This window comes from Kitasatospora humi (assembly GCF_020907985.1).
Classification (GTDB): domain Bacteria; phylum Actinomycetota; class Actinomycetes; order Streptomycetales; family Streptomycetaceae; genus Kitasatospora; species Kitasatospora humi.
Genome location: NZ_JAJJPA010000012.1, coordinates 125,871 through 138,509 on the forward strand (window position 1 = coordinate 125,871; position 12,639 = coordinate 138,509).

A 12,639-nucleotide genomic window follows, 5' to 3' on the forward strand; every position below is an offset into this window, starting at 1 on the left:
GTCGTCGCGCTCTCCGGGCTGGAAGCTCCTCGGACTGGTCGCTCCTCGGAGTGGTAGCTCCTCGGACTGGTCGCTCCTCGGGCTGGGGGTGCGGGGGCCGGCGGTCAGTCGGCCAGTGATTCCGCCAGGATCCTCTGGAGGTCGCGGGCGCCGACGTCACGCGGGCAGCACACCAGCAGCCGCTGCTGCTTGAGCGCTCCGTCGACGAGCGCGGGGAGGTCCCGCTGGGTGTATCCGAAACCGGCGATCCCCCCGGGCCCTCCGGTGTCGGCCACCAGGCTCCGCAGGGTGGCCGGTAGCACGTCCGCACCGTTCGCGGCGGTGATGCCGTTGAGGTTCGCACCGAGCAACTCGGCGGCCCGCAGGTGGCGTTCGGGCGCGGTGGGATAGGTGAAGCGGAACGCCGCCGCAGCGGTGGAGACGACCGCCGCGCCGTGCGGCACCATGGCGTGGTCGACCGCGTAGCCGTCGGGACGGTAGTCGCGCACCAGGCCGGCGATCGGGTACGCGCAGGCGTGCGGGATGTGGGTGCCGGCGTTGCCGAAGCCCATCCCGGCGAACGTGGCCGCCCGGCTCATCCCCGTCCGCGCCTCCAGGTCGGCCGAGTTGAGGACGGCCCGCCGGAGGTAGCGGCCCACCAGGCGCAGTGCCTCCTCCGCCCAGATGTCACTGATCGGATTGGCGCCGACGTACAGCGGCCGGTCCGCGGGCGAGGGGTACGGGGGACGACGGTCGTAGGGACGGGCCGTGTACGACTCGCAGGCGTGCGTCAGCACGTCGTAGCCCGAGGCGGCGGTGACCGCCGGGGGCAGGGTGAGCGTGTTCACCGGGTCGACCAGGGCCAGCGTGGGACGCAGCCGCAGGTCGCTGATCCCCGTCTTCACGTTCAGCCCCGTGACGCCGAGGGCCACCATCGCGGTGCACTCGCTCCCGCTCCCGGCCGTGGTCGGCACTGCCACCAGCGGCTTCAGCGGACCGGGTATCGGGCGGCCGGCGCCGATCGGCGGGTTGAGGTAGTCGCGGACCGGGTGGCCGGGGTAGCTGAGCAGCAGGTTCAGCATCTTGGCCGTGTCGATCGAACTGCCGCCCCCCAGGCCGACGTAGCCGTCCACCTCCAGGGATTCCAGTTCGCGGGCGGCCAGCGTGCAGCTCTCATCGGTGGGTTCCACCAGGGCACGGTCGAAGAGTGAAACCGAGAGCCCCTCCTGCTCGAGCTGCTTGGCGACCCGGGCGGGCAGGCCCAGCGCCGCCAGCCCGGGGTCCGTCACCAGCAGCACCGAGCGGACCTTGGCGGCGGCCAACTCGTACCCGAGCTCCCGGGTGGCGCCGACACCGAATTTCAGCGGCGGCGCCTGCCAGCCGATGATCCTCTCGTGTTCCGGTGCGTTGTCGCCGATCCCCGCAAATGGCTCCACCGTCTGCTCTCGCTTTCGCTAGTGAACCGACCAGTGCGACTGGAAGGCGCAGGCCCGTGCGGGGCGCGCGTATGACGGCCGCAGAATTCAAGATCATGGCCATGCCAGAAGTTCGCTGTGAAGGTTACCAAACGAATCCTGGATCGAACATCCCCTCAATGAGCCGTCAACTCCGTATCCCCACAAGGCGAATGGATGCCCACTGACCACCCCGACGCACCACGGCCCCCATCCGGCCGTCACGTGGGCCTGCGCCTCTGTTCTCCCATGGCACAGCCCAGCCCTCCTTGCCCTCGTGTGTATCTGCGGTAAACGGGTCGGGGCCGATGTGGCAGCGCTCGACCGCGCCCCCTCCGGCGGAATCCGGAGAATTCCGCTCCCTGGGGAATTGGACGCTCCGCCGGTATTTCCCGGCCGAGCGTCAGCGCCGGGCGGCCATGGAACTCGGGTGCGAACAAACATCCGGGCGCTGCCCGGCCTGCGTCCCCATGAACCCCCACGCGCGACAGGGCGGCCGTGCCCGCTGCTCGTCGTCCTCCTCCTGGCGTCGCCACTCGGGTGGAGAGGCATCCCATCGAGCAGTTGGTCGGCCGGTTGCCGCGGTGACTGTCTCAGGGACGGTTGCGCCTCTTGGCTGCCGACGGTCCGGCGCCAAGGATCCTGACAGCGGTACGGACACCGCCCGGCCGACGGGAACCACGGCGCCGAGATCGGGCCGGCACGACCCTCAGAGCAACGTCCAGGAAAGGTCAACAGCCATGAAGAGCAGCACCTCGCCGAAACGGCACCGCGCGATCCGACTGATGGCCATCAGCGGCATCGCCATCCTCGCCCCCCTCGCCGGCACGGTGAGCGCGCACGCGGCCGGCACCAGCACGCACGTCACCTTCGCGGGACAGTTCGCCCTCTACAACGACACCACGGGCAAGTGCGCCGACCTGCCCAACTACGGTTCCAACCCGGTCAACACCCCCGTGACGCAGTACAACTGCACCTTGGGACCCGGCGACAACCAGATGTGGGACTGGGAGGCCACCCGCTCGGTGAACGGCGTCCAGCTCTACGAGTTGGTCAACGACAAGAGCGGTCTGTGCATGGACCTGCCGAACTACGGTTCCGTCCCGGCGGGCACCAGGGTGTCCACCTACACCTGCAACTACTCCTACCCCTACAACGACAACCAGGAGTTCTACCGAATCTGGGTCAACAGCACCGAGACCGAGGTGGTCAACCTCGCCTCCGGCCTCTGCCTCGACGTGTCCGGTTGGGCCAGTGACGGCAGCGACATGGCGAACAACCTGCCGCTGACCATGTACCCCTGCTACAACGCCTCCTGGGCGAACGGCGGTTACGACGACCACCTGTGGTCGCTCGTCAACTGACCCCGCACAAGGCGGATCAGCGCGCTGAGCCGTCAGCGTGAGCGCGGAACGGCCGGCTGTCGAGTTCAGGGCCGGCCGTTCCGCCTTCTCGTCTCCGGCTCCGGCCAGGGCCGCAGCGCCGTGGCGAGCACCCGGGCCTCGACCGGCCGGCCGAGGGAGAACGCGAGGCGGATGACCGCGGCGAGGTTGGCCCGTTCGGCACTGCACCAGGCCACCGCCTGCTCGGAGTCGGCGAGGCCGCTCACGAGTCCGAGCGGCGGCTCGGGTTCCAGTGGGACGTGGGTGGGTCGCGACCGGATCAGGGCCAGGGCGTGCTCGGCGGTGTGGGCGTACCAGCGGATCACCCGGCGGGACGCGGCCAGCTGGTCGGCGGGAGCGAGGTCGCGCCGGGCGTACTCCCGGGCGCAGGCCCGCAGCAGGTCGTGCATCCGGTACCGGTCGGGCGCGACGGTGCCGAGCAGGCTGGCATCCACCAGCTGCTCCAGCAGCCCCCGTGTCCGGCACGGGTCCATGCCCAACAGTGCGGCGGCAGCCGGCAGCGGAAGCTCCGGGGCGGGGAACAGGCTGAGCAGCCGCAGCGCCCGAGCGGCGCTCAACTCGCCTTCACCGTCGATGAGTCGGGTGAAACCAAGGGGCTCGACCTGGAGCATTTCGGGACGGTACGCCTCGCCTTCTAGCGCCTCGGCCAGATGGGCGAGTGACCACTCGGGCCGGTTGGCCAGCCGGGTCGCAGCGAGCCGCACCGCGAGCGGCAGACCGCCGCAGGCCGTCAGGATCGCGTCGGCCGCCGCCGGTTCCGCCGCCACCCGGGAAGCCCCGACGATGCGGCCGAACAGACACCGCGCGTCCTCGGCGGGCAGCTCTTCGAGGTGCTCCCGCACGGCACCGGGCGGACTCGCCAGCCGGTTGCGGCTGGTGATCAGGACGGCGCTTCCGCGGGATCCCGGCAGCAGCGGGCCGACCTGGGCCGCGTCAAGTGCGTCGTCCAGCACCACCAGGCAGTGCTTGCCGGCCAGCAGGCTGCGGAACCTGGCGGCCCTGGCGTCCAGGTCGTCGGGCAGCGACTCGGGCATCTGCCCGAGGTCGCGCAACCAGCCGGCCAGCACCTCGGCGGGGTCGCGCGGCGCCGGGCCGGTGCCGCGCAGGTCGGCGTGCAGTTGGCCGTCGGGGAAGTGCCGGGCGACCGAGTGCGCCACCTGGAGCGCCAAAGCGGTCTTGCCGTACCCCCCGCCTCCGGTCAGCACGGCGATGGGCACCTGGCCGGGCGCGCCGCAACTGTGCAGCAACACCTCGGCCAGGCCGTCGATCTTCTCGGTCCGTCCGACGAAATCAGCGACCACCGCCGGCAGTTGGGCCAGCCGCCGGGATGCCTCCGCCGCATCCGGCGCCTCCGCCAGCGGCGGCCGCGGTGCCGCGGCGGCCTGCTCCGTCTCGTCCAGGAGCTGCAGCAGCCGGCCGCTGTCAGTGCCGAGCGCAGCCAACAGGCTCTCCAGTGCCGGTCGGCTGACCGGCCGTTTCCCGTTGAGCCAGCGCTCCCAGGAGGCTCGGCTGTAGTGGGTCAGCCGGCCGATCTCCTGGAAGGACAGGCCCCGGGCGTCCTTCAGGGCCCGCAGTTCGACGACGAGCCGGCGAGCGGTCGGCGGTAACTCGTCGGGCAGCGGGGACCATACGAACGGCATGAGTGTCTCCAACGCGCGGTAGGGCGCCACCACCGGCGGGTGGACGCGTCTCACCCACCGCGGTCAGGCGGCCCGCCCTCCGGGTGCCGGAGAGCGCGGCCATGCGTGCGCGGCCGGTCGTGTGCACTCGGCACGCTGCGGAATCCGATGCTTCGTCATGCCCGCACCACCATCCCGGTCTGGAGCCGGGAATCGCGGTCACTGCCCGGGCGGTACGACGCGAGGTGCCGTCTCAGCCCGTGATCGGCGCATCCGGTCGCCGGCCGAACCGGTCAGCGGCGCCAACGGCGCCCGGTGCGTTCATGGTTGGCCCGTACTTGAGCGCGTTCATGGTCTCCCCCGACGTCCCGTTCTCCCCCGATGTCGGCACGCTTACGGCACCCGCACACCGCTACCAGGATCACTCAACGCCCAACCCAACGCAAGGTTCGGTGTGTTGCACGGGTAATCTCGTCACCCGGCCGGGAGGCAAGCAGCCGCCCCTGCTTGAGCTGCCTCCAGCGCGGCCACACCTCACACCGTGCCTCCGCCGGGGGCGGCTTCCGCAACTCCCCCCGGCCCCGGCTGCCGTGGAACGGCGGACCGCCCGGAAGGTTCCGCACCGGCGGGTCGACCGCGAAGCCCAACGGTCGTGGCTTTTTCGCCAGGTGCACGGCCAAGCGCCGGGCCGCCCCGCCGGCGCCCGTCCGGCAGTGCGACCCGGTCAACCGGACTGCCCTGAGCTGTGAAGTCGTGCCCTTGAAAATTGACCCCGCCAAACGCTCATATTTTCGGCCAATCGGATGATACGTTCCGCGACGACCAAGGAGACGAAGAAGTCTGGGAGGGTCCGTGGAAGGCCACGAGGTGCGCAAACTCGCCGAGCTCGAAGACCGGCACTGGTGGTACAAGGAGAGGCGGGTACTGCTGGGGCGGGAGCTTGCCAAGTTCAGCAAGGCGGGCACCGCGCTGGACATCGGGGCCGCGGGCGGGGGCAACACCCGGGTGCTGCGCGCACACGGCTGGCGGCCGGTCGCCCTCGAGTACGGCGCGGAGGGCGCCCAGGTGGCCCGCGACCGCGGTCTCACCGTGATGCGGGCCGACGCCCGCAGGCTCCCGATCGCCGACGGCGCGATCGACCTGGTGGTCGCCTTCGACGTGCTGGAGCACATCGAGGAGGACGACGCGGCGATGGCCGAGATCCACCGGGTGCTGCGCCCGGGCGGGGTGGCGCTCATCGCGGTGCCGAGCGACATGAAGCTCTGGTCGGCGCACGACGTCGCGGTCGGCCACGTCCGCCGCTACACCCGCGACACCCTGCGCAAGGTGATCGTCGGCAGCGGTTTCACCATGGAGACGCTGGAGAGCTGGAACGTGCTGCTGCGCCCGGCCGCCGCCTGGCGCCGGAAGAAGAGCACCGGCAGCGACCTGGACGACGTGCCGGCCCTCACCAACAAGGCGCTCAGCGCGATGATCGCCGCCGAGCGCTACCTGCCGGTCAAGGGCCTGCCGGGTGTCTCCCTACTGACCCGGGCCCGCAAGCCCACCACCGCCGCCAAGTAGGCGTTGCCATGAGCAGGGGACCTCCGTCGACGGCCTTCGGTCGCAGCCGCACGCGCTGCGGTCGGCGCACCGCCGAACGGAAGTCCCCCTGGTGCGCGCCTTTGGAGGACGCCGCATTGATCCGGCCGGCGAGCGGCCGGGTGATCCGGCATCACACGGGTCCCAGGGCAGTCGCCGGTCCACGGGCTGCGCGCCCTGCTCCACCAGCAGGTCGTTCGCCCGACTGGACTTGCCGGGAGCCGAAGAGACGGCACCTCCTGCGCCGCACCCAGCCCCTTGCGGCTCACCGCCCCCTGAAGCGGGCCGTCGGCGTGGCGCTCGGGTTCGGGGCGCCGAACCAGCGGGTGAGGGAGAGTCGCAGGGTCTGCGGCGTGGCGGCGGCCCAGCAGACGTAGCCGTCCGGGCGGATGAGCATCGGCTCGGCGGGGGCACACCGGCCGACCCGGTCCACCCGGTCCGACCAGGGGGTGGCGGCCTCGGCGAAGGAGTCGTCCGGATCCAGCAGGACGCCGCGTCCGGAGCGCAGCAGTTCGTGCAGGCGCGCCGGGCCGAGGTCCATGTCCGGGGCGGGGCGGCCGAGCAGCGGGTGCGGGTCGCCGTCCGGCATCGGATAGCGGATCGCCATCCCGGCCATCAGATCGCCCAAATACCGCTGCACGTCCGGAAGTTCAACCAACTCGGCGAAGAGCTCGCGGGTGGCGGCCACATCCGGGTCTCGGGTGCCCGTCCAGTCCATCAGCAGGCTCTGCACCTGGACGTTGCGCAGCACGGCGGCCCCGGCCAGGTGGCGTTCCGTGTGGTAAGTGTCGAGCAGGCCCTGCGGTGCCCAGCCCCGCACGGCGGCGCCCAGCTTCCAGCCCAGGTTGAAGGCGTCCTGCATCCCGGTGTTCATGCCCTGGGCGCCGAGCGGGAGGTGGACGTGGGCGGCGTCGCCGGCCAGGAACACCCGGCCGTGCCGGTACTGCGCGGCCTGGCGGGCCGCGTTGGTGATCCGGCGGGCGTAGCACAGTTCGAGCAGGCCCACCCGCTCCCCGAACACGGCGCGCAGGCCGTCGCGGATCTCCTCCTCGGTGACCGGGACCTCCCTGGGCAGCGACCGGCCCGGCCCGCCCATGGCGAGCCTGCGCAGCGGCCTGCCCTGGGCGTCGGTGCCGAGCGGGAACACCGCCGCCCACTGGCCGTCCGCGCTGCGGGTGTGCGTCGCCAGACCGTCCGCACCGCTCAGCCGCACGTCGGCGGCGATCGTGGTCGCGGTGCCCGCCCTGCCGGGGAAGTCGGCCTTGAGCAGCGAACGCACCGTGCTGTGGCCGCCGTCGGCGGCAACGAGGTAACGCGCGCGGACGGCAGAGCCGTTGGCGAAGGTCGCGGTCACCCCGTCCGTGTCCTGGGCGAGCTCGACCAGTTCGTGGTCCCGCCGCACCCGCAGGCCGCGCGCTTCGAGGTGCCGTTCGAGGAAGCCCTCCAGCGCGACCTGCGGCACGGAGCGCCACGGCAGCCGGTGGCGCGGGGCGGAGTCGGCGGGCAGCGGTATGCCGGCGAAGTGGCCGACCCCGACCGGATGGTCCCCAGCGGCCAGCAGCGGCTCCAGGAGCCCGCGTTGGTCGAGCACCTCCAGCGTTCGGGACTGCATGCCGCCCGCCCTGGACAGTGCGCTGCGCTGCGGCAGCTTGTCGGCCAGCACGGTCGCCACCCCGGCCAGCAGCAGTTCGTTGGCCGCCGTCATTCCGGTCGGGCCCGCTCCGACGACGAGTACGTCGGTGTCCATGGTTTCTCCCTGGTCGGTAATTCAGCCGTGCCGCGGGGCAGTTGCTCCGGGCACGGGAACAACGCTCGTCCGGCGGGAGCCACCGGACCAGCAACCGGCCCGATCGTGTCGATATCCGACGCCGACTACCCTTGACGAGATGGAATCCGACTACGACTTGTTGGACCGTCAACTCGTCCACGCCCTACAGGTCGACGGCAGGGCCCCCTTCAGCACGATCGCCCGGGTCCTCGGGGTGTCCGATCGCACCGTCGCCCGCCGGTACGCCAGGTTGCGCTCGACCGGCGCGGTGCAGGTGGTCGGCGGGGTCGACCCGACGGCGCTGGGCGCGGTGCTGTGGCTGCTGCGGGTGCGCTGCGCGCCCTCCGCGGCGGTCGCGGTCGCCGAGGCACTGGCCCGACGCCCCGACACCTCCTGGGTGAACCTCACCTCCGGCGGCACCGAGATCACCTGCACGGTGCGCACCGAGAACGCGGCCGACAGCGAAGCGCTGCTGCTGGCCCGCCTCCCCCGCACCCCGCGCGTGGAGGGGGTGAGCGCGCACTCGGTGCTGCACGCCTTCTACGGCGGCCAGGACAGCGTCATCGCCAAGCTCGGCCCGCTGGACGCGGAGGCGGTCACAGCCCTGCGCCCGCCCCAACTCCCGCACCGGCCAGGCCCGGTACGGCTCGACGACGGCGACCGCAAGCTGCTCGCCGCGCTCGCCACCGACGGCCGCACCGGGTTGGAGCAACTGGCCGCGGTGACCGGCTGGTCACCGACGACGGTCCGGCGCCGGATGACGGAGCTGCGCGAACACGGCGTGCTCTACCTGGACATCGACTGCGACGGGCGCCTGCTCGGCCTCGGCGCCCGGACCCAACTGTGGCTCACGGTCGCCCCCGCACACCTGGAGGAGGTCGGCGAGGCGCTGGCCGCCCACCCCGAGGTCGCGTTCGCCGCCGCCACCACCGGCCCGACGAACATCTACGCGTCCGTGATCTGCCCCGACCAGCGGGCGCTGTACCGCTACCTGACCACCAGAGTGGCAGCACTGCCCGCCGTCACGCACCTGGAGACGGCGCCGGTCATCAAGACCGTCAAGCAGGCCGCGAACCGGCCGTAGCGAACTCCTCAGGGCCTCGCCCCCCACGTCCTGGACCGGCGTCTACCAGGAATCGGCGGTCTCCACGAGCACGAACAGCCCGTTCTGATCGTCCTGGACGTCGACGCACACCTGCTGCCGGTCAAGCAGTCGGCCTTCGTCTCGGCAGCCGCCCCAACTGCCGGTCGTATCCGGCGCCAACTGCCAGCCGGTCTGCGTCAAGTGGTCCCGGAGCTGTCGGACCACCGCGTCGTCAGGGAGTCCCGTCTTGCTCCGCACCTGGATCTCCCGCGTGCAGATCGTCTGCGAACCGGATCCGCACCACTCGCGGTTTTCTGCGACGGCCAGCCCGGCGGGCAGGGGCAGTACCTCCGCGCTGGAAGGAGTGGCGGCGACCGGCCCGTTGACCACATACAAGAGGACGGTCAGCAGGACGTACCCGAGGCCGAGGACGCAGTAGAGGCCCGAGAGGATCAGGCCGACGACACCCCGAACCCCGGACGACCTCAGCTCGCGCACCCCGACGCGACGCCCCTCGACAACGATGCCCGTGCCGAGGACCACCACGGTCGCCAGCCCGAACGCCAGCAGCAGCGTGACCTTCGCGCCGGCGAGGATCCACTCCTCGGTCAGCGCGACCTCGGCCAGCGCGCAGAGCCCGAGCACGGTCCCGACGATCCAGCCCACCCTGAACGTCCGGGCCGCCAACGCCCAGCACGCAAGAGGGATTCCGAAGAACAGGATGATCACGACCGACACTCTCCCTCAACGGCCGTCACAGCGAAAGATCCGAACGCCACCTGCCGGAACGGCCAGGCGGGCCGAGAATCACTCCGGCAAGCGACACCCACGACGCGGCGGTCCGGGAAGCGCACGCGCCCGCGGGAACGGGTGGCCTTGAGCCGCTCGTCGAGGGTTGGGCTGTCGGCGGCGAGTTGGCGGACGCGCTGTTCGAGGGTGGCGTTCTGGGTGATGATCGCTGAACAGCCTCTTCAGACCACGCGGCCCGCAAGTCTCGGAACCGGCCGCGGAGTTCACCAATGCGGGCGCACTGAGGCTCCCTGCTACTCCTCGTTGTCCTCCTCGCCGATGTGATCGAGGAGCTCCCCGCAGTACATTCGTGGGCACGACGGGCGGGCTCTCGACCCACCGCTCCACCCACTCTGCTGCCGTCATCATCCAAGCCCGGCCTTCGCTCCGACACCAGTGATCTCGGAACTCCCGCGTGGGCGGAAACCGGACACGCTCCTACTGCGTCGTGACGACCAGCGCGCGGAGCTGTCTTGGCGTCAGCTCTTGTCACAGTCAGCTCGGGCCCCATTTTTCGTAGCGGCTGCGACCATCAGACGATATGAATGGCTTCCCACAACGGAGGGGGATCCCGTTCCATGCGAAAGAAACGGTTCGGCCGTGCCACTGCGGCCCTGCTCGGCGCTGCCGCCATCGCCGTGTCGGCGCCGGCCGTCGGCGCGTCCGCCACGACGACCGGCTCACCCGCCTACCTGCAGAGCGGACAGCAGTTGCAGCCGGGGCAGAGCCTGACCAGCGGTGAGTCCAGCCTGGTGATGCAGGCGGACGGCAACCTGGTGCTCTACCTGCTCGGCCCCGACGGTAACCACGGCCCGGCCTTGTGGAGCAGCGGCACCTACGGCAACTGGGGTGCCTACGCCTACATGCAGTCGGACGGCAACTTCGTCGTGTACCGCCACGGCGGCCCGAGTGCCAGCGGCGCACTGTGGAGCAGCCGGACGTGGAACCACCCGGATAGCTTCGTCGAGTTGCTCGACGGCAGTCTCTTCGTGACCAACCCACATGACGGGTCGGGGTGGCAGAGCCACACCCAGTTCCAGCAGGCGATCACCCCCATGGCCGGCCTGGCATCCGGCGACGTGATCGAGTCCAACTCGGTCTGGCTGGTGATGCAGTCCGACGGCAACCTCGTGCTCTACCGCAAGCGGGACGGCGCCGCCCTGTGGTCCACCAGGACTTGGAACCACCCCGGCGCGACCGCGATGATGGACAGCGGCGGCAGCGGCTTCCTCGGGGTCTACGACTGGGGCAGGGGCTGGATCTGGTCCAACGGCGTCTCGGGACACGCCGGCGCGACCGCCAAGCTCCAGAACGACGGCAACTTCGTGATCTACGCCGGCAACGGCACCCCTCTGTGGAGCACCGGCACCTGGGGCAACTGGTAACCGACCCCACGCGGGACCTCCCCGTGACGCCGGGGCGCGTGCGCAGTTGGACGAATGCATGGCTTCCGCTCACGCGTGCGCGCCCTGAGCCGCTCGGCAAAGGCGGATGTCTCGGCACTGGCCCGTCGGCGCCTCTGATCCCAGCCGCGCCAGACGCACGCGGCCGGCGCCGGCTGGATCAACCCCCGCCGACCACCCCGTCATCGTCATCGGCTGACCGTCGACGGCCCGGACGGCACCGCCTGGCCGACGCCCGAGACAACCCCCGAGGACCCGCGCGTACGACGCCCGGCGCCGGGTCGACCGCCATGTCGTCGACCGCCACGTCGAGGAAGACCGCCGACACCGCGGCTTCCGCGGCTTCCCCCAGACCGCCGGCAGGGGCGTGCACGATCGCCGGCGCGCACGGATGCGCGCCGCCCCCGTGGCAGCCAGGGATCACTGGTCTCGCCCCCCTTCGCTCTTCCCCGCCGTGCAGCCCGGGACCGGGGCCCGCGGGTCAGGCCGGGCGGGGCAGATAGGCGAGGCCGTGGGCGCCGGGTTCGGCGGCCTTGGGGACGGTCAGGCGGGAGACCGGGGTGAGGGTGTCGAGGTCGATGACGTCGACGGTGGAGGAGACTACACAGGACACGTAGGCGAGGCGGCCGTCGGGGGAGGAGGTGATGGTCAGGGGGAACCGGCCGACCTCGACGCTGCCGAGTCGGCGGTGGTCGTCGGCGGAGAACACGGTGAGACGGCCGGGGAGTTGGCGGCCCAGGGCGGAGCCGGGGTCGGGGGCCGAGCGGACCTCGCCGGCCAGCAGCTTGCCGGTCGGGGTGAGGTGGACCGGGAGGGCGGGGGAGTCGGTTGGGATGGTGGCGACGACCGCGGCCGACCGGGCGTCGACGACGCGGATTCCCGGGGTCGCGCCGGGCTTCGCGGCGAACCCGAGGTAAGGCCCGGCGACGTACGCGCGGGTGCCGTCGAGGGAGACGGCGAGACCCTCACTGCCGGGGACTTCGACCTTGGCTGTCAGGGTGCCCCGGTCGAGGTCCACGACCGAGACGAACGGGGCCTCCTTGTTCGTGGCGAAGCCGGTGTGCCCGTCCGGGGAGATGGCGAACCAGTGCGGCCCGGGCGCGTCGGTGTCGATCCGGCCGATCGGGCGGCGGGTCTCGGTGTCAATGACCACCACGCCGCCGGGGCGGTCCGGGCCGCCCTCCACGCTGACGTACAGGCGGCGGCGGGCGGTGTCCAACGCCAGCCCGTGCGGGCCGTGTTCGGGGGCGAGGTCGACCACCTCGACGATCCGGCGGGTGTCGGCGTCGATGACGGTCAGTTCAGTGCGCCGACCGTTGTGGGCGTGGTAGTAGCCACCGTGGTACGCGGAAGCGCACCAGAGCAGGCGCTGGGTCGGGTCGAAGCACAACTCGTGCGGCTCGGCCAGGACTTCGACGGTGTCGACGAGTCGGTCGGTGGCGGCGTCGAAGAATGAGACGGTCGGGCCGCTCTGGCTGACGACGGCGAGGACGTCACCGGCGAGGTGGGTACGGAGGGTGGCGGGCACAGCGGCTCCCTGAAGTGGACTTCCGTGCGGA

General features: G+C 71.5%; 9 protein-coding genes. 4 read left to right on the plus strand and 5 right to left on the minus strand.

Annotation, left to right across the window (positions count from 1 at the left end):
- Nucleotides 1–104: 104 nt before the first annotated feature.
- A complete protein-coding gene (locus LN042_RS14715; protein ID WP_230051641.1) occupies nt 105–1,415 on the minus strand; it encodes a hydroxyacid-oxoacid transhydrogenase in 1,311 nt (436 codons plus the stop codon).
- A 758-nt stretch (nt 1,416–2,173) separates the two neighbouring features.
- Here LN042_RS14715 and LN042_RS14720 point away from each other — a divergent pair.
- Nucleotides 2,174–2,797 carry an RICIN domain-containing protein gene (locus LN042_RS14720; RefSeq protein WP_230051642.1) on the plus strand — a complete coding sequence of 208 codons (624 nt, stop codon included), beginning with the start codon at nt 2,174–2,176 and terminating at the stop codon, nt 2,795–2,797.
- A gap of 65 nt (nt 2,798–2,862) precedes the next feature.
- On the opposite strand, the gene LN042_RS14725 is transcribed toward LN042_RS14720, so the two are convergent.
- Nucleotides 2,863–4,476, minus strand: a complete 1,614-nt coding sequence (locus LN042_RS14725) for an XRE family transcriptional regulator (RefSeq protein WP_230051643.1) — start codon at nt 4,474–4,476, stop codon at nt 2,863–2,865.
- A gap of 831 nt (nt 4,477–5,307) precedes the next feature.
- On the opposite strand from LN042_RS14725, the gene LN042_RS14730 reads away from it, so the two are divergent.
- On the plus strand, nt 5,308–6,018 hold the full coding sequence (locus LN042_RS14730) for a class I SAM-dependent methyltransferase (RefSeq protein WP_230051644.1): 711 nt from the start codon (nt 5,308–5,310) through the stop codon (nt 6,016–6,018).
- 283 nt (nt 6,019–6,301) lie between these two features.
- Here LN042_RS14730 and LN042_RS14735 read toward each other — a convergent pair whose 3' ends face one another.
- The gene (locus LN042_RS14735) at nt 6,302–7,783 is read right to left on the minus strand and encodes an FAD-dependent monooxygenase (protein WP_230051645.1); all 1,482 of its coding nucleotides are present in this window, start codon (nt 7,781–7,783) and stop codon (nt 6,302–6,304) included.
- A 139-nt stretch (nt 7,784–7,922) separates the two neighbouring features.
- Between LN042_RS14735 and LN042_RS14740 the strand changes: the two genes are divergently transcribed.
- On the plus strand, nt 7,923–8,888 hold the full coding sequence (locus tag LN042_RS14740; protein ID WP_230051646.1) for an Lrp/AsnC family transcriptional regulator: 966 nt from the start codon (nt 7,923–7,925) through the stop codon (nt 8,886–8,888).
- A gap of 42 nt (nt 8,889–8,930) precedes the next feature.
- On the opposite strand, the gene LN042_RS14745 is transcribed toward LN042_RS14740, so the two are convergent.
- Nucleotides 8,931–9,617 carry a hypothetical protein gene (locus LN042_RS14745; protein ID WP_230051647.1) on the minus strand — a complete coding sequence of 229 codons (687 nt, stop codon included), beginning with the start codon at nt 9,615–9,617 and terminating at the stop codon, nt 8,931–8,933.
- A gap of 638 nt (nt 9,618–10,255) precedes the next feature.
- Here LN042_RS14745 and LN042_RS14750 point away from each other — a divergent pair.
- Nucleotides 10,256–11,062: a hypothetical protein gene (locus LN042_RS14750; protein WP_230051648.1), complete on the plus strand. Its 807-nt coding sequence runs from the start codon at nt 10,256–10,258 to the stop codon at nt 11,060–11,062.
- Nucleotides 11,063–11,561: 499 nt separating this feature from the next.
- Here LN042_RS14750 and LN042_RS14755 read toward each other — a convergent pair whose 3' ends face one another.
- The gene (locus tag LN042_RS14755; RefSeq protein WP_230051649.1) at nt 11,562–12,608 is read right to left on the minus strand and encodes a YncE family protein; all 1,047 of its coding nucleotides are present in this window, start codon (nt 12,606–12,608) and stop codon (nt 11,562–11,564) included.
- Nucleotides 12,609–12,639: the final 31 nt, after the last annotated feature.

Excerpts from the sequence above, each read along its gene's own strand:
- LN042_RS14720 (WP_230051642.1), top strand. The coding sequence starts at position 2,174 with ATGAAGAGCAGCACCTCGCCGAAACGGCACCGCGCGATCCGACTGATG.
- LN042_RS14725 (WP_230051643.1), bottom strand. The coding sequence starts at position 4,476 with ATGCCGTTCGTATGGTCCCCGCTGCCCGACGAGTTACCGCCGACCGCT.
- LN042_RS14735 (WP_230051645.1), bottom strand. The coding sequence starts at position 7,783 with ATGGACACCGACGTACTCGTCGTCGGAGCGGGCCCGACCGGAATGACG.
- LN042_RS14740 (WP_230051646.1), top strand. The coding sequence starts at position 7,923 with ATGGAATCCGACTACGACTTGTTGGACCGTCAACTCGTCCACGCCCTA.
- LN042_RS14750 (WP_230051648.1), top strand. The coding sequence starts at position 10,256 with ATGCGAAAGAAACGGTTCGGCCGTGCCACTGCGGCCCTGCTCGGCGCT.